The organism is Gimesia fumaroli, from assembly GCF_007754425.1.
Taxonomy (GTDB): Bacteria; Planctomycetota; Planctomycetia; order Planctomycetales; family Planctomycetaceae; genus Gimesia; species Gimesia fumaroli.
Window position 1 is genome coordinate 4,438,654 of record NZ_CP037452.1, and the last position, 25,411, is coordinate 4,464,064.

Consider the following 25,411-nt stretch of genomic DNA (forward strand, 5'->3'; position numbering starts at 1 on the left):
CTCAGATGTCTGTGCTGGAACGCACCAGGATAATGGAAACATTCCCCAATGAGTTCCAAAGAAACTGCAACGGGCCTTAATTTATCCGGCTTGCTGAATCTCCATAAACCACCCGAGGTTACTTCACGCCAGGTGGTGAATCAGATCCAGAAACGGATCAAACCAGTGAAAGTCGGACACGCTGGTACACTGGATCCTCTGGCGACAGGCATATTGGTAGTCTGCCTTGGATCGGCAACGCGGCTGATTCGTTTTGTGCAGGATCAACCCAAAGAATACGTCGGCGAATTCATCCTGGGGAAACGAAGCGACACGGATGATATCACCGGAAATGTGGTCGATACCCCCGACTGCCCGCCTATCACTCGCGAGCAACTGGAGCGTTGCTTGCCGACCTTCCTGGGTCACATTGATCAGGTCCCCCCGCAATATTCGGCGGTCCACATCAACGGGCAGCGGGCCTATGACCTGGCGCGACAGGGTAAAGAATTTGAAATTCAACCAAGAACAGTGGAAGTCTACGAAATCGAATTAACGGCATTTCAATTTCCTCAATTTCAATTGCGGATTGTCTGCGGTTCGGGAACCTACATCCGGTCCATAGGGCGCGATCTGGGAGAGCAATTAGGAACGGGTGCAACAATGTCATCACTGGTTCGGACACGGATTGGACAGTTCGGTCTGGATACCGCAATGAAGCTGGATGAAGAACTCTCACTCGAATCGATTACTCAACACCTGCAACCAGCAGCATTAGCCGTCACAAATCTGCCGCAGTATCAGTGCAATGAACGGGAACTCATGTTTCTCAGCCAGGGACGCAAGCTCAAATGCACCCCGGAACATTTTCCTGATACCAGTCAAATTACTGAAATTGCGGTGATCTCTCAGGAAGGCGCACTCGCTGCCATCGCCGAGTGGGATCAATCGCTCCATCAACTGTCACCGAGACAGGTCTATTATCAACAATCTAATTAATCGATTTCGAAATCACATAGTCTGGTGAATCAATCCACCGACGGAGCCACCTATGAAACTCATCCTGGCCAGCACATCATCCTATCGTGCCGAACAATTGAAGCGGCTGGGGCTTAATTTCGAAACACGCGACCCACAAGTGGACGAGGCGCTGTTTAAGCAGGCCGGCTTTACTCCCGAGACACTCGCCGAGGTACTGGCACTGGAAAAAGCCAAACAGGTCGCTGGGCAGAACCCCGAGGCAATCGTAATCGGAGGAGACCAACTGGTCTCGTTTGAAAATACGATCCTGGGCAAACCAGGCTCAGAACAGGCGGCGATTGACCAGTTGATGTCAATGCAAGGCAAATCCCATACACTGATTACGGCCATTGCAGTCACCGGACCTGAATTCATCGAAACACACATCAACCAGACGACTCTTACAATGCGGCAACTGGACAAGGACGCCATCAAACGGTATGTCCAATTCGATCAGCCCCTTGACTGTGCGGGGGCATACAAACTGGAAAGTCAGGGAATCACACTGTTTGAAGAAATCCAGTCAACCGATCACTCCGCTATCACCGGCATTCCTCTCATCGCCTTGACCACACTCTTGATCAAAGCGGGAGTGACTCTCCCCTGATTTCTCGATTCGACTTCTAATAATAACACAAAGCCTGCAGAAGTTTCCTCCTGCAGGCTTTGCTGATTCAACAAAAACAAAGTTTACTCAGACGGACTGTAAGTCCAGCAGAGCTTCCCGCAGACGGTTTCGTGCGGTGTGCAGACGACGCTTGATCGTACCAATAGGACGATCAAATTCGTGACTCATTTCTTTCAAAGACTGTCCTTTGAAATAAAATGAGATCAACGTTTCACGGTCGACTTCGCCCAGCTGTTCCAGACCACCGCGTAATTCAGTTGCCCGTTCACTTTCCAGAATTTTGTCCAAAGGAGTTTCTGGATCATCGTCCAGGACGATGAATGTATCAGGGCTCTGAATGCACTCGTTAGGCCGACGAACAGCTCGATTGATTGACATCCGAACTGCGATCTGTCGCAACCATCCACCGAATCGCTCTGGAGCGTTCAGCTGAGACAGTTTACGCATCGCCTGAATGAAAACATCCTGCGTTACTTCACTGGCCTCAGCATGATTTCGCAATCGCTTCATCACGATGGCAAAGACTGTCGATTCAAATTGAACAACAAGTGAACCAAATGCGTCCCGGTCTCCGTTCTGAGCGGCAGTAACTAATTGAATTAAGTGCTGATCTTCCATTGTATTTTCTCTTCTCTGTCCTTATTCAAGGACTCTGGTTCATAGATGTTCAAAGTGGTTGCTCTAATCACATTCGAGTTGAGAACCAATCAACATATGAGTCAGCCGTGAGACCAGAGAAAGAGTCTAGCTCTTCCAGCCAGTAATTCAGGTGCCCTACGTAAGGTTCTCGCCATCAAACATGGCAGTGTCAGCTAAAACCTGATGGGTTTTAACCAACCACTTTGAGTAAACGATTTTCTGCTAAAAAGCAGGGAAGGGAGACTGCTTATGAAGCAGTTCCGGTCACAGTGGTCCTGGTACCCGTTATCTGCATATCTCTTTGATATTGCAGATGCATCGATGGTTGATGTTGACAACAACTATGCCAACTCATCGAGGGGGTCCCCGGCATACCACCGGATTCCGACAATCGTTCTCCATATAGAGGGTCTAACGCATCTAGACGGAGGGCGGCACGGACGACATCAATGGCTTTCACGACAGCGGCTGTTTTGACAAACGCGCTATTGTTAATTGCTTTGACGACGAAACGACGATTCTGTTTAGAAAAAATCATCAGTGCACCTCCTGCGTTAAACCGCAGAGAAAGAGACTAAAAAAGAGAGGCTTGTGCCTCATAAGTAAAAAAACGGATTCAATCCGCTCACAAAACAAATCGGGAGAGATTCTCAGATTGATAGTCAAGAACCTCTCTACACCAACTAGACATCCACAGATTGTCTTTGGTTCGCGTATTTTTGACAGTTTTCGGTAAAATATCGATTATTTCAAGAGATGTTTTATGAAATCGCAACACATTCTTACTGGGTCACGCAAATTCCAGGAGAAATCATTCCTTGTAAAGACTTTTACAGATGTCACTTACGACTATACACCCTCCTGGAAAGGACTCGTACATATTTTCAGTTATTTTTTTGATACGACCGTAGTTCAGACTATTTTTGAGTAGAAAGAACTGAAAAGACTTTGAACCCACTTTTCAAATTCTGGACGGGGACATAAGTTTTGGTCGTCAATGACTGCTTGTCGGTAGATAAACTGAATGTCAGATACGAGGCCGAAATCCCAAGTTTTTTAGCCAGTTCTGATGAAAAAGGTGTCTCTTTCTGCTGGCTTTCCGCGAGGATATTGTAGATTTTCAAGACGGTTGTCGGCACATCAACCAGAGCCAGAATATTCGCTTTTCTCTGCCCCTGTTCTCGTGCTGCTTTAAACGCAGACTGGTTTTGTGCTATTTGCTTCGAATCAGCAGGAGCGTTCAGCGCTTCCAGAAATTTTTTCATGGAAGCAGTTGCTCCCATTGCCTGTAAGACTTTTCCTTCGGGGTACGCCATCCGATTGGTGATCCCCATCGGTCCATAAAGTACTTCCAACATACGTTTTTGAATCTGCAGCGGGTCGGATTTGGGGTCGATTTCCTGTTTGATCACGGTCAGATCGACTGTGACATTCCCCACTTTTTCCGCGTCAGGCGTCATCGTCACATGCTGCTGCATACCAGGCAGTGAGAGGTTTTTCATCAACGACATCATCTGTCGTGTATATTTTCTCATTTCAGCAGAGGGACTTACTTCGGAAATCGTATAGGCATTCAGAACTCCCTCCGACAGCTTGCCTAATTCAAATGAAAAATAATAACTGCCAAATTTCAAGTTCCGAATCTCTTTCACAATCGATTCGAATTGGGCTTTGGCTTCGGCATTCTGTTCTGTCTCATCAAACATCTGAGCCGTGAAGCTCATTCCCCAGGTAATCAACGCATCGGTATTCCCCGCACCAGCGAAATAGGTCAGTTGATCAGCAGGAAATTTTCCGAGTTGTGCGAACTCCTGAGGTTGATTTGCCTGAAATAACAGATCCGTAACCGAATTTTCTTTGACTTCAAACAGGCTCTCGACTCCTAGACCGGAAGGGTTGACTTTGACTGCCGTAGTATAACTCTGAGAGTCCTGAACCGCCTGCAGTGCGCCTTTTGCTAATGCGGAATACATTGCCATCATCGGTTTCACATTTACACCAGGTGCTGTGTTGACTGTTGCAGAAAGTTGTTTCAGCGTCTGATCTACTTTCTGCCCTGCCAGTACAAGTTGTGGCTGATAGATTTCAACCAGTTTTTTTGAGTTCACATAAATTGATAAATCCCCCTTCGCGAAAAGGTCCCGTGAGCGTGCGGACATTTGAGAAGAAAAACCCTTCTCTCGGCTCTTTAGCAAAGAAGTAGCCTGATCAACCAGTTTCTGATCTTCACTGTAAACAATCCAGTCCTCTAGAACGGCACTGTGATAGCCTTCTCCCAGTGCTTCCTGAGCCGCTTTCTGCTCGCTCACGGGGATCACGTAAAGCAAGCCTGGTTGGTTTGCCTGACTTAGAAACACCCCCACATACATGTCGCGCGACGTATCGATACCGGCCAAAGCAGGATTGGAAATCGAACGCCCTAGAAACGTCCGTAAGTTCCCAGACAAGACACCACTTACTGTCTCGTCGACCTGGTTGAGCAACCCCGTAATATTCTGCTGTGTGAGCTTGGGCTGCTTGAGCCGAATCACAATACCGGCTTCTGAGGAAATAGCAGATTCGGGGTTGGTAGCAGCCGATGCAAATGCAATCGGAAAGAAAAGTAAAACAGACGTCAGAAAAGTCTTCCAGTTAGCAAACATCAATCAACACTCCATTTATTCAAATTGTATGTGGCCCGTAATTTGAGCTCCCATTATATACCGTGTTGAATGCCGAGAGGACTCTTTGCCGCTGATAAAGTCTGACATTTTTAAACCTTTCACAGTGAACGAGTTAAGAACTATCCCCGCATAATCCCCAATAAAACATAGGCGGTTCCCTATACATGAATTGTGAATATGGGAACCCTGGCAGCTTTAGCCAGTGTTTTTCGATTACTAAGCCGATACCAAATAAACCAGTTACACCAAACATGCCAGACATGACTCCCCCAAGTTATAGCAAAATCAGGATCCAGACTTGTGACAGAATTTGTTCTTTACCGATGAGTAAAGAGTAAAGTACGTTCTCAATTGCGAAAATCAGCATCTACCCACCGATCTTAACTGGGGGACCGAAATGTAGTTTTCGCATTACTCTTTCGAATAAACGACAAAGATCTCGTTGAAGGATCATACAGAGCATCAATGTCTACTGGATTTGCTGGCTCGCGTTCCATGGATGAACGACGACGTCGTAGATTGGCTTCGGAATCGATAGAATCGCTTGATGATTCGAACGATGATTCTGCATCGCAAACGATTGCGCGGACACATCGCTTTGCAGCCGGGCAATTTCCACTTCGTACATTAATCTTTCCCAGACGCTGGAAACTGTGCTTCTTTTATCTGCCTGTCTTCTTGTGTTTTGCGGGATTGATCACTGCTGACTTTTATCGGCCTGAGTTCTCTTCACCCGACTCTGCTATCTTCAACTACTTCTCACTGGAGCAGAGTCCGCTGCCTCGTTACCTGAGCGGAGGTCTTCTGTTTGTTTCAGGTCAGCTTGCCCTGCTCATTGCAGCACTGCGTACTCAAAGCCTGCATGATTTTTCAGGCAGATATCGGCTCTGGAAATGGGTCGCTGCCGGACTCTTCCTGTTTGCTTTGTGTGCAACCACCCAAGTGCATCAGGTATGGGCTTCAACGGTAATTGAACAGAGGTTATTTGACTGGGGTAGCCAGACTCAGCTACTGGCTTGGCTGGTTCCCGCTCTGCTCTTCGGCTTGACTGTCTCACTGATGACCTACCTTGAAATGCGGGGAGACCGCGCCGGTTTGAACTTCACGATCATGGCAGCTGCCGCATACGTGGTGAGCCTGACTTTTATGCTGACGGAAAACCTCATTCCCTGGGAGGCCTATCACCACTTAATTGCTGCGGGGATTATGTACTTTGCACATTGGTGTTTATTTACCAGTTTGCTTCTGCATGTGCATCACCTTCTTTACCAGTCCATCGATCTACCTGAGAAAGCCCCTTCTCGCTTCAAGCAGGTCTGTACAACGTACCTGCACCGTCGACGGATCAAGCGAAAAGCGAAACGGGTCGCTAAAGCAATCAGACAAAAAGCACAATTAGCTGAAAAAGCACAACAACTTGAAGCAAAAAAAACTTTAGCAGAAGTGGAACAGTCAGATACCAGTCAGAAACAATCCGAAGCGGCCCAGCCCCCCAAAGCGGTTACAACTCCGAAAACGACCGCTAAAAAGACTGCTGAGCCTCCCACGGAGCAACCACAGGCCCCTGTTGCTAAAAACAAATCTGCTAAAAAGCAGGCTCCCCCAAAACTGCAACCGAAAACTGCGAGCAAAAAAAGTCGTGTCGACTCTTCACATGATCCCGAACTGCTGAAAGGGCTTAGCAAACGCGAACGGCGTAAATTGCAGAAGCAGTGGAGAGAAGAAGAGCGGCTTAAAGCCCTGCAGAATGTGGAAGATTCTGCATAATTCTCAGATTTTTTTGAACCGGTTTTGAATTACGCTCGTTTCTTTATTGGTTTCTGTATAGACTTGCGCTGTTCAGAGCTAATTTTTTCTCTGGACCCGGAAATTTCGAATCGCCAGATTCTGAAAGCTCATTTTGATCCGTACGTTTGGGAAAGGTGAATAGAACAATGTCAGACGACAACTTTTACTCTGAAGAGAATGATTCTCAACCCGAAGAATTTTCTGCGCAGCCCAAGCAGGGAATGAGTACCGGGGTAAAAGTCCTGCTGATTTTGCTCGGCGTTGGAGGGGTCGTTTTACTGCTCTGTTGTGGCGGTCTGTTTTATGCATTCAGAAGTACTGAATTCAAAATGACAGAGAAAAAAGAAGACATCATTGATATTCAGAATGAGATCACCGAAATCACCATCCCCGACTCATTCAAGCCTCAGGCAGGTATGTCGATGAAAATTGTCGGAATGGAAATGCGTATGGCCATCTATGAAGAGGCCGCGAAACAGGGTGCTCTGATTTTGATGAGTATCGGCACTCCCGATGATGGCATGGTCGATCTGGAAAAAGAGTTCCAGAAAAACATGCGGCAGAATAATCAAAATCAACGGGAACTCAAGATCAATAAAGAAGAAGAACGCGAATTTATGATCAAAGGGAAAAAAGTCACCTTCAACTTCGCGGAAGGAACCGACAAGAACGGTAAGGAGTTCCACCAGATCTCAGGTGTCTTCGCTGGCAAAAAAGGCCCTGCATTCCTGTTTGTTCAAATCGCTTCAGACACCTATAACGAAGAAGAAATCGTGAAAATGATTGAGTCAATTAAATAATCGGCACACACTCATTCGATCTCTACAGCAAAGCTGACCGTGAAGTAACTTCACGGTCAGCTTTTTCTTTTTATTCCATTCCACTACATGTTCAGGATTCCGGAATCACTTTGACTGTCGGAGGATCTGCATAATCTTCCCACAAACTTTGATCCACACTGGCACTTGGTTTCCCGTCATGCACATAGAAGCGATAGCGTGAGACATAGGGCTTACCGGGCTCGATCGTAAATGCATCCGGGGATGCCACCGCAAAACAGAAATAAGGCATCTTTGGGTGCAGTCGAACTGGTTGAGGAAACCGGAAATTTCCCGGATGGCTTAAAATCGTCACCCCCGCAGTTTCGCCGTCCAACGGGCCAAATAGTTCCACCCACCGGGGGCGTGATTGATTTCCGTCGACTTTATTTTTCCCTTCGCTGGTGAGAAAGTCGTACGAATGACCGTCGTGCCAGTCGGCATGACCACGAATCGTCATTCCCCCGTAATGAACTTTGTCGATCGTTACTGGCTGTTTTGTCGCACAGTTTTGTGTGGACGTAATATCAAACAGAAACCGATTGTCCATCGCGTACACACGCACGTACCATTTATCTTTCAACATCGTGACCGGCCCCGCTTTTCTGGTCAGGTCAACATGATCAATGGTCGCCGTGAACGAACCAAAAACCGGGCCACTGGTAAATGAATCGACTTTGTTGTGTTCGACCTTTCCCAGTTTTGACTTCTGATCCCAACCGTTGTTTTCCCGGCCTTCGAAAATCATTTTCCGCCAGGAAAACATGATCCCATGTTGATGCGCATGATCGGGATTAAAATCATCCGTGATTACTTTTCCAGCAGGAGTAAATAACGGGTGAATGTAACCGCTTTTATCATAATACGCCTGATCGCGTCTCGGCGCGAGGACAATCGCATGATTGTAAGTCAGTACCGGCTTACCATCAACTGTAACATTCAAATGCGATCCATCATCGGCGACCGAAACCTGCTCACTCTGACTCGCCTGGCTCTCACGAGCGAAAAGCCGATACCGGCGAGTCGCATTTTTCGATAAAGGCTTGTTTATAATCCAGACGAGCTGTGGTTGCGCTGTGGACAGGTCAACTTGAACGGGAAGCTCAGCCGCGTCATCCTCGCGCACCAATGTGAGATGCTGGCCTTTCATCTCCGGAGGCAATGGCATCGAAACGACACAGTTTTGACGCGTCTGTTTTCCGGCTGCGACTTCCAATAAGAGTGCCGGTCCGGCATAGGAATCAGCCAGTCGCCCAAACAGGATCGCTACCAGCATCACGCCCAGAGATACATCTTTTCTCTGCAAGATAAACAACATACGTTTTTGGGTCTTTCTATTCATTCTAGAGTGTCCACCCTTTCCGGTATTCACGTTGCACATATTGTGCTGCTTTGCTTGTATTCGTTGCGCTCATCATTTCGGGATTCCACTCGACCTTTTCTCCAACACGAAACGCCAGATTTCCGAGCAGAATCGTCTCAGTCAGTGGAGCAGCATAATCGAAGTGGCACAGCGTCTTGCCATTCCCTTTACAGGCTTCAACCCATTCCATTCGATGATTATTACTTGCATCCGGAATCGTTTTCGCGGGTGCTTTAAAGCCACGGAATTTTTCTTCCGGCAGCAAAATCCGTTTCCCGTAATCGGCAGCCAGCATCCCCTGCTCTCCCTCGAACAGAATCCCAGCAGCCCACTTGGGACCTCCCAGGTCTAGCACCGGTTGAGGAGTGTTTCGACCATGGTACCATACGACTTCTACTGGGGGTTGCGTATCCCGTGCAGGAAACTGCCAATGACAGTCCAGCCAGAATGGCGTGGAATCGGGATGCAGATCCGGTCCCTTAGTGACGATACTTTCGGGGTACTGTAAGTTCAACGCCCAGTAGATCAGATCCATGTAATGACAGCCCATGTTCCCAATCGTTCCATTCCCAAAATCCCACCAGTAATGCCAGTCATGGGGATGGTAACAGGGATGAAAGTTCTGCATTGGCGCTGGTCCCACCCATAAATCCCAGTTGAGTGTTTTCGGAATGTGCTCTGGCTGCTTTGGTCGATCGACAACATGTTTATAACGCCGCCAGCCTCCTGGACGACCAAACCAGACGTGGACTTTTTTCACATCTCCAATGGCGCCAGACTGAATCAATTCCACCGTTCGCCGGTAATTATCGCCGGCATGATTCTGTGTTCCCATTTGAGTGACCACATTTTGCTCCCGTGCCACACGCTGCATCTCTCGGACTTCATGAATTGAATGTGCCAGTGGCTTTTCGCAATAGACATGCTTGCCTCGCTGCATCGCATTGATGGCGATGGTCGCATGGGTGTGATTCGGCGTGGTCACAACGACGGCGTCGATCTCATCTTCCATCTGGTCCAGCATGACCCGGAAATCCGCAAACGATTTTGCCTTGGGATAACGTGCCTGATATTTATCCGTGCGGGCACTGTCAACATCACACAGAGCAACAATGTTCTGACTGGAAACCAGCCCGAGATTCGCTTTCCCCTGGTTCCCCAGTCCGATACAGGCAATATTCAGTTTTTCATTCGCAGAGCGACTCGCTCCCTGAGAGGTATGTGCCCCCAGCCATAATCCGGCACTGGTCAGCACCGAATTTTTAAGCATCGCTCTGCGAGTCATTCGAGATGACGAACTCATTCTTTTAGATCCTCTCACTTACTCAAAACAGTTAACTCCAGCAACTCCCATTTACTGGAGCCGCCTGAAATGGTCTTACGACCAGACACATTCGACCACTCAGCCTGATGATTTTGTCTGGAGATCAAATTGAAATTGATTCTCTGCATCCGGATCGACATTTTCCTGAAGTTCGCTCTCCGTATTATACTTCGTGGGAATGTACGACTCCATCAGATCTTCCCCAAAGTCCCGCCCTTTTTTCACCGACTTTCGGGAAGCAAAGATCATGACTTTTTTCATGCCGACGGGAGCTTCGAATTCAAACTGACCTTCCGAAATCACGCCAGCCGCCGCGGGTCCTTGTCCATCTGCGGGTTCAAATATGATATCGCCTTTGGGAACAGGAGTTCCATCTATTTTTACGGTCCCTTTGATGGGAACCATCACCGGCCCTGAGTCACTGGTCCCACAACCCTGCAAAACAAACGGCAAGCTCAAAACGGTCATTACTAATACCAGTCGTTTGATCATTGAATAAAACATCAAAGACTCTTCTCTTTTTCAACTGATTCCAGAAATATGCCCATCATCACGAAACCTTGAAACTCCAAGTTCCTCGTTAGAACTCACCGATCACTTCTCCGCCGGCGCGCGTCCCCAAACTGCGGAATGTGCTGGTGTCGACATTATTCGAAATGAAGCGTACCGCTCCATCTCCCAGCAGTGCATGCGCACCACCGACATGGCGACTGCGGGCATACACGGCGTTGTCGCCGCTGGAACAGGACGTGCTGATAGGTGCAAAATCTCTTGAATAACCATAAGTCACCGTATCTGGCACTGAAGTATTCGGCCCCTGCAGAGTGGTAAAGGTTCCCCCGCCCACATACTTGGTGCCCCAGATGCGTCCGCGCAAATCCCCGATAGTCAGACAGTCCGCTACCGGGCCGGCACCTACGGTATCATCAACCAGGTTGATTTCACTCGCAGCGATGGTGTTGGAAGTTCCGTCGGTAATATCGCGGAAACGAATTTTGGAAAGATTGAAAAACATGCCGTTCAACTTGGGATACGTGCCGTCCGCGCCTTGTGTTGTTGACCCGGAACAGAGCAGATAATTGGAATAGAATGTACTTTTCTGACTGCCGATCTTGCCGCTGTTCGGATCGGAAGGACACATCAACACAGGCACTTTCACCGAACGCTGTGGGTGCGAAGCAAAGTCACTCACCGTACCCGACTGAAATCCATCGCTGAGTTTATTGTATAAGGGAGCTTGATCAATAAACGGCAGCACCATGTGAAACCAGGACTGCCGGGCATAGTTCTGCCCGGTAGGAGCAGCAATATTGACGCCACACACGGTCGCGAAGGGAAAGACACTATGTGTCTCATGATAATTATGCAGTGCGACCCCCAGTTGCTTCAAATTGTTTTTGCAGGTACTCCGCCGGGCTGCTTCGCGCGCCTGCTGCACTGCCGGCAACAATAAAGCAATCAGGATGGCGATAATTGCGATCACAACTAACAATTCGATTAACGTAAATCCGTCTCTCCGTTTCAGCTGATTTTTCATTAGTCATCTCTTTATAAAATGAATGAAGCGCAGTAATACAAAACCTCGTATTGATTATTAATAATTCGCTGCGATCAATTCATTGGAATCGAGTCGCGAGTATTCAGGATGGATCACTTATTGGGCAGGAGTTTCTGTGGATTCAACGAGGACACGAAATTCATCCACAAACCGCTCTCCGGAAAGCAGCAGGAACGAGAGCGTTTTCCGATCCTCAGAAATCGAGATTTCATCGTAAATGTCTTTAGGATCGAAGATTCCCCGATCCACCTCCGTTCCCTGGTGGGCGATGTTGTGTTCCCGCTGTGTTCCATAAAGCGGCAGAAAAAAACGATCGGTCTGATTCAGTCTTTTCTTTTTCAGAATCACTCCCAGTATCGGCCGTTCGAATACGATTTTGCCCTCTACGGGAATGAATTGCCCCTCCGAGACCGCTGGATCGTAATAGACACGGAAACAGTCCACTTTGGTTTGCTGCGGAATCGAGATATTGTAATTGAGAATTTTACCCGCCTGTTGTTCTGCACTTGTAGGAGAGACTTCGACGGTTACATTCTGGGGCAAGACGACCTGCTGTCGTTCCGGGAAAACAAATGCCAGGTCGTCATGTTCAAATACCTGATACTTCCCGGTCGCCAGCGCTTCAGGCATCTGTTCCTGAAAGATGACACAACTGGAATACGCTTTGATTCCATAACGTCGGCTGAGTTCATAGGAATCGGGAGTATCCTCAATTTCATTTTTCTGATAATCAATTTTCGCCGACTGATTCTCATCGACCTGTCGGCTGGTTTTGACAATTCCCTGACCATCGATGACAGATGCGATGACCTTTCCCCGGTAAACTTGCACCCGCGTATCATCCGCATCAGCGGTCTGTACTGAGAAAAGCGTACCCAGATCAACAACTCGCCCATGAGGCGTATCTACCTGAAAGCCAATTCCCGTACTGGGAACATTGGCAATAAATTTTCCCTGTCGCAAGTGAATCGAATTCTTCCCGGTGACTTCATACGCCGCGGGAGCCGAAATCAGTACTTTGGCGCCGGTAGGAAAATGCAGTTCCGCCGAGCCTTCCGCAAGTGTCTGCCGGATATGATTTTGAATCCGTTCGCCGGTACTGAGAACTACGGTTTCCGAGTCAACATCATCGAGCTGTGGCCCCCAGAAATACAGGCCAGCCATGAACAATATCAAACAGGAAACCACCAGCGATGGAATAAAGAATCGTCCCCTTGTCACAGTGACCTCTTCTGAAACTGTTTCCGGAACATCTACTGGCAATTCATCTTGCAGAGGAGTTTCTTTCAAAGACGGCTCCAGATTTGCTGCCCATTCGGTAATCACAGTTTCGTCACTGGCAAATTGAATCAAACGATCCGCAAACTCTGGTTCCTGGCAAAGCCGTTGTTCGACCTGAAACGTTTCTCCTGGAGTCAGTCTCTGATCCAGGTATGCCTGCAATAGACGATCGTCATCTTGATTGATCATTCTGCCGCCTCCTCCTGCAAACGTTGGGAAATACAGTCGCGCAGGATGACGCGAATCCGATGCATGCGAGCATAAACGGCCGATACTTTCTGACCAAACTGTTCTGCCACCATGCCTACACTCTCTCCCTGGTCGTTATAACATCGGGCAATCAACTCGCGGCTCAGTGAAGGCAGCCGTTCCAGACATTCCTGCAGTTTCTCTCGGCGTGTTGAAAGAGGCCGTTGATTTTCGACACGTTCTGTCGCCTCCGAAAGCGCTGAGAGCACCTGCGGATTCAATGGCTTTTCTCGATTCGATTTCCGCTGATGGGCCAGCACACGTCGATGAGCGATCTCGCGAGCCCAGGGAAAGAAGCCTGCTTCTGTTTCCAGTTGGGAGAACGATTCCACCACGGCAATCGAGACTTCCTGAAACACGTCGTCGGCGTCAGCGCTGTTACGTACACATGCATAAATATAGGCGTATAATGCACGCCGATACTGCGTCAGCAGTCGAGCTACTTCAGATTGTGAGCCTGTTTCAGTCGGCATGAACGTCTTTCAAAAGTCTGGAAACTCCCACTATAAAGGTCGCGAGATCGAACATTTTTACGCGCGAATCTGAAAAATTTCGAACATTTCTCGAAAAAGTCTCCACTGCCTGCCCCTCAGATTAAATGCTCTTCCCAACGATTGTCAAAGAAATCAGTTTCAGCATCGTCTCAAATTTCCGTTTCGGTGTCCCCGTTTCCTGCCTGTAAGTAGGAGCGAAGCTGAGTCGCCGCTCTGACTCCCTCAGTTCACCTGACCACAAAATTTTGTAACTGAAAAGAATCCCCTTGACGCCAACCCGACGTTCGCCATGATTCACCCCGTTGTGTGTCGCGCGCGTAAGCAGTACTGGTTCAGGTGGATACCGGGAACGAAACATTCAGCAGCATGCGATAAACCGCTTGTTTCAGCTTGATTTTCCCAAACCAACCCCGGAAAAGTTATGCGGGTCGACACACGCCGACGCATAACGGCCCCCTGCCAACCACGCCCGTCACTGGTTGACACATTTTTGCACCCTCTTGCCACCTGAATCATCTCACTCTCCCCTTGACTATCCCACGACCTTCACGAGAATTGTCCACGATTTCATACCAGAAAAAAGTAGGGGGCGGCCCTATGTGGCCGCCCGCCTGGCGACGTTCTCTCCAAAAGAAAAGTGCGAATGAAACGAGATCAAGCAAAGCATGCCCCCTGACTATGGCAACCCGAGCACAACAAACAGGAAGTCCCAGTGAAAACAAGCGAATCAACATCCCATCATCTCTGATAAATAACAGACTTTGGGTGTGGCACTGTTGGCTTGCCAACAGTGCTCGAGCAAGAGAAAATTCACCCACACAAAACAAATCCTACCCGATATCACTGCCCCCACGCAGATGAACATCCTGCACTGAAATCAACATTTGCAGGTGTAGCTGCAAGACTTTTTCGCGGTCCGTCCCGTTTCTAATCACTGCAAGCAGCCTCTGCGGCAACACACGTTCCTCCGCGTTCTTCTCACTACGATCTTGACAGAGACTTCCTCATGGATGCCACCCGCCGCCGGTTTCGTCTCACAGGAATAAATGCTTACGAAAAAAGGCAGACAAGCCTGAGCCTGTCTGCCTTTCGTTTGTCTTCACTTTTCCTGAATTAGAATCAGGAAACTTTCATGGCTTCTGCAAGAATCTTGGAAGTACTTTCCCGCATGATACGCGGGTCAACCATTTCGCCTTCCTGCAGTGTCGCACGAACCTGTTTTCCAGAGATGAAAACGGGTTTTTCTTCTGAGTGGTTTTCCATCAGGTCAACACGGCCCAGTGATTCATAATAGGCAGCAAAGCCGACATTGACGGGTTCGATCAACAACTCCCCTGCCAGATTATTGAAGATTTCCTGGGCATCGAAGTCACCCCAGATCGCAGTTCCATCAGCATAAGGAGCATCAGCGTGCTTACGACCAATCACAATATTGGTGTAGCCCATGTTCTGGCGATAGATCGCGTGCATCACTGCTTCTTTTGGTCCGCCGTAGAACATTTTGATGTCCAGGCCGAGCAGCAGAACACGGTCTGGAGGACTGTCATCACGGGGTCCCCAGAGTTCAGGATCGCTGTCACCATCACCGAGTTCACGGTTTTCGATCAGCTTCTCGTAGGTCTCCATCCGGATCTCCGCACTGACGTCATCGCTTTTGGTTTCGCCGATCAGCGGATTCAAAACAGCACCAGCATTTTTGCCCTGACGCAGTAATGTTTCCAAGCCGTATACCAAAGCGTATTCGTGAGCACGGTGCAGAGGGTTACGAGTCTGGAATGCGACAACGGCATCCCAACTTTTTTCTGCGATCAAAGCACGGACTTCACGAGGCGTGAGCACATACTTTCCGAATGAGCTGTTTTTGGGTTGAGGTAACGCTTTGATTTCCCCACCCAGTAAGTGAGTCTTGTCTGCATCCCCTTCCAGCACCATCGCGGCACCGGGGTGATCAGTGCGTTCGGTCTGATACACACTCTTGAGGTACTTGGGCTTATCCCATTCGAAAACGTCTTTAATATCCAGAGTTGCGACAATCTCTCCAGCGGGATTGGTCAGTGCGACTTTTTGGCCACTGGACAGAGTTGCTGCGAGCTCTGAAGTAACAGGAAGCGACAAAGGAATGGTCCAAGCATATTGCTTGCCATTCACTTCGATACAGGCTTCATCCAGAACGCGATTAAAAACGTCTCCCGTCATTGGTCCGGTCAGGGGACTGAGTGTGCCATCTCCCAGACGGTATACGGTTGATAAATCTGCTGCAGAAACAGGAACTTGGGGAAGTGCTGCAGCTTCGGCCTTGAAGCTCTCAATTTCCGCCGCGGGAACTGTACAACAGACAGGTTCGCTCAAACCTCCATGAGGGGCAATTAGGTCAGCCATCGTTTGAATTCTCAATATTGACAAAAGGGTGTTCGATCTAACGCCAACCTGATGGCGTCTCTACTAGCGAAATTAGGGAAACACCTTGAAAACTTCAAGCAACAGACGGGGGGATTCACCGAATTCAAAAAACTCTCTGATTTCAGATCGTTTTCTGCCGTTTTCAGCCTCTTAAACCGGCTTTCTGCATCAAAGTATTCGTGGATTCATAAGCCTCCCGGACCCATTCCTCAATTTTGTCGGGCTCGGGAGAATACTCTAGCTCCAGGGAAATTGCCCCGGGGATGTTCAATTTTTTGATCTCACTCAAATAGGGATCAAAATCGACAACGCCTCGCCCGGGGGGTAAATCACCGTGCACCTTGCCATCACAGTCCGAAATATGCACGTGAATCGCTTTGCCCGCTAATTTACGGAGCTCTTCTGCTTTTACATCCGCTAACAGCAGGTGAGAAATATCGATGTTCGCTTTTAAAGCAGGATGGTTCACTTCATCCACAAATCGAACCATTTCATCGACGTTATTCAAAAGTGAAAGCGGAAACGGCTCGAGTTCAAGGGCGATTTCCAATCCCAGCGATTCAGCATATCTGGCCAGATTCTGACATTGTTCGACTCCCAACTCCCATTGTGCTTCTGGCGGAATCACTTCCCGGTTCCAGATATATTCACCGAGAACCAGCAATAGATTTTGGGCCTCGTATTCATAACACAGATCCAGATACTCCTTCACGCGCTGCAGATGAAACCGTTGCACACTCGGATTAAAATCAATCAGGCCGACCGCAACACAGCATACCGAGACAATGGGAAGATCCAGGCGGGTGCAGGTGTATTTCACCAGTTTTCGTTCGCGAATATCCGCATCCAAGGGATCAATAAAGATATCGACACAATCGAAGCCGATTTCTTTTGTCTTCTCTAACCCCCAGGCAGTATCCCGGCCCGCTTGCGCCCAGGCAGAATTAATCATTCCAAGTTTCATTGTGTCCCTTTCCCATCTACTGCTGATCGGCCTTTGATTCCTTTCATATAAAGATAGCAATCCGCTTGCAGAGGGAAAAGCCATTGATCAGAATGATTGCTCACCGAATTCAAGCGATCTCCTTTTGCAGCAGGATCAACCAAGCCATGGACCTCAATTTAGCAGGCACCTCTGTCGTGATTACGGGCGGAGCGAGCGGCATCGGCCTTGTCACAGCCAGAACGTTTGCAGAAGAAGGAGCGCAGCCTATCCTCTGGGATCAAACCAGCCAGGTACAACAAATTGCCCAACAGTTGAGCGACGAAACCGGACAGACGGTCCTGGGATTTCAGGTGGACATTACCGATTTTTCGGCGGTTCAGGAAACGACACAACAGACGCTGGACCAAGTCTCTCGCATTGATCACCTGGTGCATGCGGCAGCGATTGGATCGGGAAAGTTTGGTTTTCCGTTTACCAATCTGACGCCCGCCGACTGGCCGCGCGTCTTTGCTGTGAACATGCAGGGCATGGTGCATGTTGCCCATGCAGTCGCACCGGTGATGCAAGAGGCGAAAGCAGGTAGCATCACGTTTATCAGTTCAATAGCAGGACAAATCGGATCACAGACAGACCCGCCTTATAGTGCCTCGAAAGCAGCAAACATTAACTTTGCGCAATGTATGGCTAAGGATTTGGCGGCTCAGGGAATTCGCGTGAATTCAGTCTGCCCGGGAATGGTCCAAACCCCCTTGAATCAGTCGGTCTGGCAAGCCTGGAATGATCGTCAGTCGAAAGAGAACCAGAAATCCTATGAGCAATGGGCCGGTGAGAAGATCAAACAACTGGTCCCGTTACAACGCTGGCAAACTCCGGAAGATATCGCCAATATGATTGTATTTCTCAGTTCAGATCGTGCTGCTCAAGTGACAGGACAAACCATCAACGTAGATGGCGGGTTTGTGATGCACTGGTAGAAGCTGAGGCCAGCCGCTATAAAAAATCAAGCCCCAGGCAAATCATTCTGTGGGAACAGAATGAACGACGAGGGGCTGTTATTTTATCTATCGAACTGCTGACTATTCAGCAGTTGTTTTATTCGCAGATTTTGCCAGTCGCGACTTGGTCCGAGCGGCGGCATTCTTATGAATGATGCCTTTGGCAGCAGCCTGATCAATTTTCTTCGCAGCTGCCTGTAAGGCTTTGGCGGCAGCCTGAGAATCATCACCGGCAATCGCAGTACGCGCACTTTTAATGGCGGAGCGTAACTCTGAACGAGATGAACGGTTACGGAGACGGCGAGTCTCACTTTTTCGCAACGCAGTTTTGGCACTTTTTGAATTTGGCATTTTTCGACTTAAGTATTTTCTGAGTAACTGTTTACAACATAAAACGACATCCATCATTAAAGACAGTCGCCACTATAAAACCTCAGGCAGAAGAGGAGCTTAACAACCTCGAACCCGTTATTCCAGCCATTCTGAGCTGCTAAAAGCAGCTTTTTTCAGGAATATTTCGAATCGACCGTATATTAAGCCCTGATCTGATTAAAGTCCTTCGAGACGTTCGCGTGCATCCCGATAATCATAATCGACAGCCAGAATCTCACTATAATGATCTTCTGCTTTCTCCTTCTCCTTCGATTCTTCGTACAACCGGCCAATCAAGTAGTGTGCTTCCTTATAAATATCCGGTTTCTCATCAGGAGAAAGGCTGGGAAGTGCTTTCTCAAACTGCCGTTTCGCGAGTTCTTTTTTGCCTTCGGCATAGAAGCACTTGCCTAAAGCCACCAACGCATCCGAACTGATACGTGTGTCTTTGACCGATTGCTGCAATAAGGTGATTGCCTGTGCCCATTTTTTTAACCGGATAAATCGCTGAGCCAGCTCAAACTTAATCCGCATGTCGGCTGGATAGCGTTCCACCCGCTTGGTGAATATTTCTATTTCGCGCTTGATTAACGCTTTACTGATTAAGGTCACCCGCTTCTTTGCTTCTTCGTTCTTGCGATCACGGTTAAATTCGTCTTTGGCTGCAGTCAGTTTTTCTTTTAACTGTTCCAGATCAATATCTTCAACCTGTTCTCCGATGTTGGTATCTTTCCCGGAGAGTTCATAAGCTTTCTCGTAGTTTTCCTTCGCCTCGGTCAGTTTCCCGTCCCGTCGATAAAAATCCCCCAGTTTCAGGTAATGATCTTTATTTTCGGGTTCCTTGCGTATCAATCGCTGGAGGTCCGCTTCTACCGATTGCCCTGGACCATCGGGGGCTCCTCCCTTTTGCGCCTGGTGCCGCTGTTCGCGCGTCTCGCGACCTTCATCGTAGGCGGATTGTCGCTTAACCCCACTTGACTTTTCAGCCCCTTCGTACCCGCCGCGAACACGGGTTTCCGTCGCCATCAAAGCGGTGACTTTGGAACGCGCTTCGCCATCCATTGGATCAAGCTTGAATGCCATTTCCCAGCATTCTCTGGCTTGTTTGAACTCCCCTTTTTCTTCCAGTAATTCACCGAGATTCGTGTAATAGCCTTTATTTGCTTTGTCATTTTCAATGGCCATTTTAAAACCAAAGATCGCAGGATCGTCATATCCCTGATTTTGACATGCTTCTGCCATATCTGCATTCAAACCGGCATCCCAGGGATTGAGCGTCAAACCTTCTTCAGCGTACTGATCTACTGAAGCCCAGTCTTTTTTTCGGCGGGAATTTTTGATTTTTGTTTTGAGCCCCGCTAATTTGAGTACTCCCATTTTAGAACCGGAATTGTTATCGCCGTATTTTTTGCGCTCGGCCCCCCGCTTTGTCTGGCGATAGAGCAGCGCTTCGGGATCCAGCTTGACGGCTGTGGTAAACATCTCAATGGAATAATCCCAGTTCTCTTTGGACAAGGCTTCATTTCCTCGTCGCCAGCAATCTGCCGCAATTTTTTTGTTTCTGTCAGATGTCATAAAGCTCTTCCGATGTTAACCAATGCTCGAAATCATGTGTTGATAGGCCGACTAAGCCGAAATGCGCCAATAGAAACAGACTCACATCCCTTGTCTGTCTCTGCGATCTTCTATCTTTCATACGTTCTATTTTTATATCTTACAAAATTTATTAACACCCTACCATCACAAGTTTTAGTTAATTTAACTACACACAAGTATAGAACCACCCAGAAACCTGGGCCGCTGTACTTGCATCTCCGATCTTCGATTCCCACAATGGAATCAAAGTTCGGAATTCCAACCAACTTCGAACCACGTCAACTACTGGTACACAATCTTACACTCACACAAGATCTTTGGAGAACCCAAAATGAAGCAGTTCACGATGTGCGCCCTGTTAGGCTGCTATGCTCTTGTTGCTCTCACACCAGCCACCTATGCAGATTCGAAATCCCCTAAATGGGCAGCCACAAGTGTCGAAGAAGCAGGCCCCGATTTCCAGATCCAGGGAGAATATTCCGGAATTTTAGGAGAGGGAAGTAGCGATCCGCTGAAATACGGCGCACAAGTCATCGCGCTGGGAGACGGAAAGTTTCGGGCCGTTGGTTATCCAGGAGGATTACCCGGCGATGGCTGGAATCAGGAAAAGAAAACCACGACCGAAGGAAAAAAATCCGGAAATGTCATCAGCTTTGAATCTGAAGAAGGCCGTGGCGATCTTGAAGACGGAAAAATCACGATCTACGATGCGGAAGGCAACGAAGTCGGCGTCCTCAAAAAAGTGAATCGCAAAAGTCCGACGCTCGGCAAAAAAGCCCCTGAAGGTGCCACCGTGCTATTTGATTCTTCCAAGCCATTAGAGACCCTGAAGAATTTCAATAATGGTCGCATCACCGAAGATGGTCTGCTGAAAGAGGGAGTCACCAGTAAGAAAACCTTCAAAGACGGACACTTACACCTGGAATTTCAGCTCCCCTTCATGCCACAGGCACGCGGCCAGGGACGAAGTAACAGTGGCTGCTATGTATTAGGTCGCTATGAAGTACAAATTCTGGACTCCTTCGGTCTGGAAGGCAAAGACAACGAGTGCGGCGGCATCTACAAACTGGGTGCGCCTGACGTCAACATGTGCTTCCCTCCTCTTGCCTGGCAAACCTACGATATTGATTTTACATCTGCCAAATATGACAAAGAGGGAAACAAGACCGCCAAGGCCCGAATCACCGTCAAGCACAACGGCGTCACCGTTCATAATGACCGTGAAATTGATGAGCCAACACCAGGCGGAACCAATAAAGACGAAGCGATCGCAGGCCCTCTGTTTCTGCAGAATCACTCAAACCCTGTTCGCTTCAGAAATATCTGGGTACTTGAATAATAATGAACCTGTGACAACGGTAACCAATCCCGATATTTCCAAACTGAGGGCCCCATTCTGATGACGGAAGTAGATAGTCTGAGCGTAGAAAGTACAGAGACATCTCTCAAAAGAAGACTCTGCCTGATGATGTTTCTCCAGTACTTTGTGCAGGGGTGTTATCTCCCGATCATCACGCTCTATCTCTTTGACGCACTCGGGTTCTCAGCGTTGCAGGTCGGCGTGTTTGGAGCGGCATTGGCTGTGGGGCCTTTACTGGCCCCCTTTGTGTTTGGTCAGATTGTCGACCGTCATTATGCGACAGAACGCGTGCTTGCGTTCTGTCACTTTTCGGGCGGTGTCATCATGCTGGCGCTTTTCTTCCAGACACACTACTGGCCTGTGGTGATTTTAGGGGTGCTGTATTCGGTCCTGTATGTCCCCACCATGATGCTCACAAACTCTCTCTCCTTTCAGCATTTAAAAGACAGTGACCGCGAATTCCCTCTCATCCGGTTATGGGGCACCATCGGCTTTGTCGTCCCCGCCTGGGTTGCAGAAGGTATCTTTTTACGCAATCTGGAAGGAGAGGCATTGAATACAGGGCGCGGAATCGTCCTGGCAATGGCGGGGGTCATAGGGCTACTGATGGCAGCCTACTGCTTAACTCTGCCTCATACCCCGCCCGTCAAGAGTGATAAAAAAGATCTGGCTCCCGGAAAAGTGCTGAAAATGCTCAAATACCGGCACTTCCTGATTCTTGTCGTTGTCACATTCATTATCGCAATTGCGCATAAGTTTTACTTTCAGTGGAACAGCCCGTTTATCAGTTCGATTCTCAGAGAGGGAGGCGTGACTGGCGCCTGGGAACAGCGCATCAGTTCCATCGGGCAGGTTTTCGAAGTCATCGTAATGGCGGTCCTAGGATTCGGCATCAAAAAATATGGATTTAAAACGGTCATGCTTGTCGGATTGTTATCGTATTTAGTCCGCAGTTTGATCTTTGCGTATGCGTCGACCATCGGTAACGTTTTCGCTGTCTCCTTAGCACTGACTTGTCTCGGACAAGCGATGCACGGCCTCTGCTTTGGTTGCTTTCTCGCGGCTGCTTTTATCTATGTTGATAAAGTCTCCCCCCTTGACGTGAGAGGCACCATGCAGACTTTTTTCGGAACCTTTGTCTTCGGACTGGGAATGTTTGCCGGAGGATTCATCAGTGGAAATATCGGCGACTTTTTCACATCCACCGGAATTGGTTCAATGCTCCGCACCCAATGGAACATTCAGTCACAGACTGGGATTCAGGAATTCACCCGAAAAACACTCGACGGGGAAACGCTCATGTTATTGCGCGACTGGACCGGGATCTGGTTAAGCAGCGCTGCAATTGCCTTGTTCGCGACCTTACTGTTCTGGACCCTCTTTCCCAAATTCGATACTTCACAACGTCTCTCTCACTCTGAAGAAACGACCTAGATGCCTTTTCATCTCTCAGAAAATGAACTCATCGGTGGCACCGTTCTGATCCTCTCGCTTTGGGGACTCATCAAAGATCAATGGTTTCTGGCGAATACCAGAAAAGGCCAACGTCTGTTAGAGTGGTTTGGACCAGGCCGCGCAATCTGGGTCCTCCGACTCATTTTTCTGATCGGGATCATATTCGGTGCACTCCTGGCCACAGGTCTGATCCAGCCCATCCAATGGGAATGAGCTGTGTCCAAACGCTGTTGGCTCTACATTTCGCCTGCCAGATTGGCACTAGTCCCTCCTCTTGTTTTGACTCGTTTCTCATGCCAGATTGACATTTACTGCAACAACATATGCAGAACCTTTTTCGCACACAGGACATAAACCACTTATATTTAGACACTTACATCGCATCCTCTTGTTTTTATTGAAGTCCGTCTAAATGGTATGGCCTTTGCATCTTTAATCAGCCACGATCTTTGGTTTTAAAGTTTGAGGAACTTGTAAAATGCCGATTTTTCGTTGGGAACAATCATGGAACCCGCTCAGGGATTTGGAGCGTGAAGTCGACCGTCTGATTCAAGGCGTCGAATTCTCGGTACAGGGCATTCGCATGCCCCGCCAATACCCGGCGGTTAATATCTTCGAACTGGATCACGAGTTTCTGATTACCGCAGAATTACCAGGAATGCAGGTCGAGGATCTGGATTTGACCATCGCCAATGGTGTGCTCACTCTCAAAGGGCACAGAAATCCTCCGGTGATTGATGAGGGCGAGATCCCAGAAGAACGCTTCCGCCGTCAGGAACGGCCATTTGGAGAATGGCAGCGATCGATCAGTATTCCCGATCGAATTTCTGAAGAACATCTCTCTGCCGAGTTCAACGATGGTGTCTTGAAGATCCATCTTCCCAAGCTGGAAGAAGAACTTCCCCGCCAGATTCCCGTCAGTTCGGGGGAATAGGAACCAGTTATGAGTAGACAGCCCAATAGTGACGAACCGCGTGAAATCGCTCATCCCGAGCAATTTGTATTTACGCCGCCCATTGATATTTACGAAACCGAACAGGGGCTCGTACTCTACGCGGATCTTCCGGGTGTCTCTGTCAATTCCCTTGAACTACAGGTTCAGGATAACAAACTGACGTTACTGGGCCGGGTTGAACCTCAGATCCCTGAAGGAGCACGTCCGCTGCACAAAGAATATGAAGTAGGCAATTATCTGCGTTCCTTCATCTTAAGCGGCGAAATCATACACAGTCAAATTGAAGCCAAGCTGGCCAACGGCGTATTGCGGATCTTTCTGCCCAAAGCCCCCAAGGCAGAACCGCGCAGGATTCAGGTTAACACAGGCTGAGTTCGGTCGGTCCCGGTTCGCTTAACGTTTCGAAGGCGATTGCGTTTTTTCAATGGACTCACTCTGTAATGAAGACGGCTTTAAGTCATCTTCTTTGATCAACGACTGATTTTGTCTTTGCAACTGCAGTGCTTCTTCGCGCTTTCCGATCAAGCCCGCTGCCCGCGCTAATGCGGAAACAAAACGCCGGTCCGTTTGATGCGCAGAGTAGAGCGGTTTCAGTAAATCATACGCCTGCTGACCTGACCGCTGGTAGATTAACAGGTCGGCCTTTAAAAGCAGACTTTCGAAATCCTGAGGATCGGCCTGCAGTGCCTGTTCCACATGCGAAAGTGCTGCAGCAACCTTCCCCTGATTACGATCAATGATTGCCAGATAACGCAAAGCCGTACTCGAATCGGGCCGTTGTTCCAGACACCAGCTCGCTTCCCGTTCTGCGGTTTTCAGATCCCCCGTATAGAGCGCTGCATACGCCAGATTCAAATGCGCCTCATACAAGTCCGGCTCTAAAAACAGGACTTCTTTCAAAGGCCCCACCATTTCACTTGTTCTACCAGCCTGCCGCAGAATATTGGCAACCAGTAGATAATTCGCAGCCTGATTCGCGCCCAGCTCAATACTGCGATTTGCATATTTGAGTGCACGGTCATACTTACCGGCATTGAAAAACAATCGCGCCAGTTGCTCGTGAAAACGACGCTCCTCTGGATACTTGCGAACCAGAATCAACAATGCCGGCTTCGCCTTGTCAGGCAGGTCCTGCTCCCTTGCTATCTCGGCAATGGCTTCGACGGCTTCATAATAACGCGGGTGACGCGACGTCACATGCGAATAATTTTCCAACGCCTGAAAGGGCGCACGATCCTGAATCAATTGCCCTAACTGAAAATGGGCAAACTCATCATCCGGGTGCTGCTGCAGATAGGCAATCAACTCTTTCCGTCTGGCTTTCTCTGCCTGTGCTGCTGCCTCTTGATGTTCTTCCGTCTGTTCGGACTGCTTCAGAGTAGCCACTTCACTCTGATCGGAGAAATAATAAATCAGCAAAGCCAGCAAGCCTACAACGGCCACAATCAGGCCGATTGAAAAAGAAAACCGCTTTTCCGGTTTGGAAAAGGGTTTGCTCAGATTCTCAGATTCCGGCTGGCTATTCATA

Annotated in this window: 24 protein-coding genes; 10 read left to right on the forward strand and 14 right to left on the reverse strand. The window is 48.6% G+C overall.

Annotated features, from left to right (window positions below; all coding sequences use genetic code 11):
- Window positions 1–48 precede the first annotated feature (48 nt).
- Window positions 49–978: a tRNA pseudouridine(55) synthase TruB gene (gene truB, locus Enr17x_RS16705; RefSeq protein ID WP_145310648.1), complete on the forward strand. Its 930-nt coding sequence runs from the start codon at window positions 49–51 to the stop codon at window positions 976–978.
- Window positions 979–1,030: 52 nt separating this feature from the next.
- Window positions 1,031–1,606: a Maf family protein gene (locus tag Enr17x_RS16710; RefSeq protein WP_145310650.1), complete on the forward strand. Its 576-nt coding sequence runs from the start codon at window positions 1,031–1,033 to the stop codon at window positions 1,604–1,606.
- An 87-nt stretch (window positions 1,607–1,693) separates the two neighbouring features.
- Here the strand turns inward: Enr17x_RS16710 and Enr17x_RS16715 are convergent, their stop codons facing one another.
- The 3 genes from Enr17x_RS16715 to Enr17x_RS16725 all read right to left on the reverse strand — a co-directional run bounded on the left by Enr17x_RS16715 (window position 1,694) and on the right by Enr17x_RS16725 (window position 4,908).
- Window positions 1,694–2,245: an RNA polymerase sigma factor gene (locus tag Enr17x_RS16715; protein WP_145310651.1), complete on the reverse strand. Its 552-nt coding sequence runs from the start codon at window positions 2,243–2,245 to the stop codon at window positions 1,694–1,696.
- Window positions 2,246–2,513: 268 nt separating this feature from the next.
- Window positions 2,514–2,804, reverse strand: a complete 291-nt coding sequence (locus tag Enr17x_RS16720; RefSeq protein ID WP_145310653.1) for a hypothetical protein — start codon at window positions 2,802–2,804, stop codon at window positions 2,514–2,516.
- A gap of 379 nt (window positions 2,805–3,183) precedes the next feature.
- Entirely contained in the window at window positions 3,184–4,908 is a 1,725-nt protein-coding gene (locus Enr17x_RS16725; RefSeq protein WP_145310654.1) for a hypothetical protein, read from the reverse strand.
- 486 nt (window positions 4,909–5,394) lie between these two features.
- On the opposite strand from Enr17x_RS16725, the gene Enr17x_RS16730 reads away from it, so the two are divergent.
- Complete coding sequence (locus tag Enr17x_RS16730) at window positions 5,395–6,696, forward strand: hypothetical protein (protein WP_145310656.1); 1,302 nt, start codon at window positions 5,395–5,397, stop codon at window positions 6,694–6,696.
- Between the two features lie 167 nt (window positions 6,697–6,863).
- On the forward strand, window positions 6,864–7,517 hold the full coding sequence (locus Enr17x_RS16735; RefSeq protein ID WP_145310657.1) for a hypothetical protein: 654 nt from the start codon (window positions 6,864–6,866) through the stop codon (window positions 7,515–7,517).
- A gap of 91 nt (window positions 7,518–7,608) precedes the next feature.
- Here Enr17x_RS16735 and Enr17x_RS16740 read toward each other — a convergent pair whose 3' ends face one another.
- From Enr17x_RS16740 to Enr17x_RS16775, 8 genes are all read right to left on the reverse strand, one after another.
- Window positions 7,609–8,877, reverse strand: coding sequence for a DUF6807 domain-containing protein (locus Enr17x_RS16740; protein ID WP_198000629.1), 1,269 nt, complete (start codon window positions 8,875–8,877; stop codon window positions 7,609–7,611).
- A 1-nt stretch (window position 8,878) separates the two neighbouring features.
- Window positions 8,879–10,201 carry a Gfo/Idh/MocA family protein gene (locus Enr17x_RS16745; protein ID WP_145310660.1) on the reverse strand — a complete coding sequence of 441 codons (1,323 nt, stop codon included), beginning with the start codon at window positions 10,199–10,201 and terminating at the stop codon, window positions 8,879–8,881.
- Between the two features lie 99 nt (window positions 10,202–10,300).
- Complete coding sequence (locus tag Enr17x_RS16750) at window positions 10,301–10,726, reverse strand: hypothetical protein (protein ID WP_145310662.1); 426 nt, start codon at window positions 10,724–10,726, stop codon at window positions 10,301–10,303.
- A 76-nt stretch (window positions 10,727–10,802) separates the two neighbouring features.
- Window positions 10,803–11,759 carry a DUF1559 domain-containing protein gene (locus Enr17x_RS16755; protein WP_145310663.1) on the reverse strand — a complete coding sequence of 319 codons (957 nt, stop codon included), beginning with the start codon at window positions 11,757–11,759 and terminating at the stop codon, window positions 10,803–10,805.
- A gap of 117 nt (window positions 11,760–11,876) precedes the next feature.
- Window positions 11,877–13,250: a FecR family protein gene (locus Enr17x_RS16760; RefSeq protein WP_145310665.1), complete on the reverse strand. Its 1,374-nt coding sequence runs from the start codon at window positions 13,248–13,250 to the stop codon at window positions 11,877–11,879.
- Complete coding sequence (locus Enr17x_RS16765; protein ID WP_145310667.1) at window positions 13,247–13,783, reverse strand: sigma-70 family RNA polymerase sigma factor; 537 nt, start codon at window positions 13,781–13,783, stop codon at window positions 13,247–13,249. The genes Enr17x_RS16760 and Enr17x_RS16765 overlap by 4 nt, the downstream gene beginning before the upstream one ends.
- Before the next feature lie 1,140 nt (window positions 13,784–14,923).
- Window positions 14,924–16,183 carry a sulfate adenylyltransferase gene (locus Enr17x_RS16770; RefSeq protein ID WP_145310669.1) on the reverse strand — a complete coding sequence of 420 codons (1,260 nt, stop codon included), beginning with the start codon at window positions 16,181–16,183 and terminating at the stop codon, window positions 14,924–14,926.
- Between the two features lie 163 nt (window positions 16,184–16,346).
- Window positions 16,347–17,168: a sugar phosphate isomerase/epimerase family protein gene (locus Enr17x_RS16775; protein ID WP_145310671.1), complete on the reverse strand. Its 822-nt coding sequence runs from the start codon at window positions 17,166–17,168 to the stop codon at window positions 16,347–16,349.
- A 146-nt stretch (window positions 17,169–17,314) separates the two neighbouring features.
- On the opposite strand from Enr17x_RS16775, the gene Enr17x_RS16780 reads away from it, so the two are divergent.
- Complete coding sequence (locus Enr17x_RS16780; protein ID WP_145310673.1) at window positions 17,315–18,124, forward strand: SDR family NAD(P)-dependent oxidoreductase; 810 nt, start codon at window positions 17,315–17,317, stop codon at window positions 18,122–18,124.
- 102 nt (window positions 18,125–18,226) lie between these two features.
- Here the strand turns inward: Enr17x_RS16780 and rpsT are convergent, their stop codons facing one another.
- Window positions 18,227–18,496 carry a 30S ribosomal protein S20 gene (gene rpsT, locus Enr17x_RS16785; protein WP_145310675.1) on the reverse strand — a complete coding sequence of 90 codons (270 nt, stop codon included), beginning with the start codon at window positions 18,494–18,496 and terminating at the stop codon, window positions 18,227–18,229.
- Between the two features lie 198 nt (window positions 18,497–18,694).
- Window positions 18,695–20,092, reverse strand: a complete 1,398-nt coding sequence (locus Enr17x_RS16790; protein ID WP_145310677.1) for a tetratricopeptide repeat protein — start codon at window positions 20,090–20,092, stop codon at window positions 18,695–18,697.
- Window positions 20,093–20,444: 352 nt separating this feature from the next.
- Here Enr17x_RS16790 and Enr17x_RS16795 point away from each other — a divergent pair, with 352 nt between their 5' ends.
- The 5 genes from Enr17x_RS16795 to Enr17x_RS16815 all read left to right on the forward strand — a co-directional run bounded on the left by Enr17x_RS16795 (window position 20,445) and on the right by Enr17x_RS16815 (window position 24,255).
- Window positions 20,445–21,452, forward strand: coding sequence for a 3-keto-disaccharide hydrolase (locus tag Enr17x_RS16795; RefSeq protein ID WP_145310679.1), 1,008 nt, complete (start codon window positions 20,445–20,447; stop codon window positions 21,450–21,452).
- A gap of 60 nt (window positions 21,453–21,512) precedes the next feature.
- Window positions 21,513–22,907 (forward strand): MFS transporter, encoded by a 1,395-nt coding sequence (locus Enr17x_RS16800; protein ID WP_145310681.1) that lies wholly within the window; start codon window positions 21,513–21,515, stop codon window positions 22,905–22,907.
- Window positions 22,908–23,141 carry a hypothetical protein gene (locus tag Enr17x_RS16805; RefSeq protein WP_145310683.1) on the forward strand — a complete coding sequence of 78 codons (234 nt, stop codon included), beginning with the start codon at window positions 22,908–22,910 and terminating at the stop codon, window positions 23,139–23,141.
- Between the two features lie 265 nt (window positions 23,142–23,406).
- Window positions 23,407–23,862 (forward strand): Hsp20/alpha crystallin family protein, encoded by a 456-nt coding sequence (locus Enr17x_RS16810; protein WP_145310684.1) that lies wholly within the window; start codon window positions 23,407–23,409, stop codon window positions 23,860–23,862.
- A gap of 9 nt (window positions 23,863–23,871) precedes the next feature.
- A complete protein-coding gene (locus Enr17x_RS16815; RefSeq protein WP_145310686.1) occupies window positions 23,872–24,255 on the forward strand; it encodes an Hsp20/alpha crystallin family protein in 384 nt (127 codons plus the stop codon).
- A gap of 21 nt (window positions 24,256–24,276) precedes the next feature.
- Here the strand turns inward: Enr17x_RS16815 and Enr17x_RS16820 are convergent, their stop codons facing one another.
- Window positions 24,277–25,410, reverse strand: coding sequence for a tetratricopeptide repeat protein (locus Enr17x_RS16820; protein ID WP_198000631.1), 1,134 nt, complete (start codon window positions 25,408–25,410; stop codon window positions 24,277–24,279).
- Window position 25,411 lies beyond the last annotated feature (1 nt).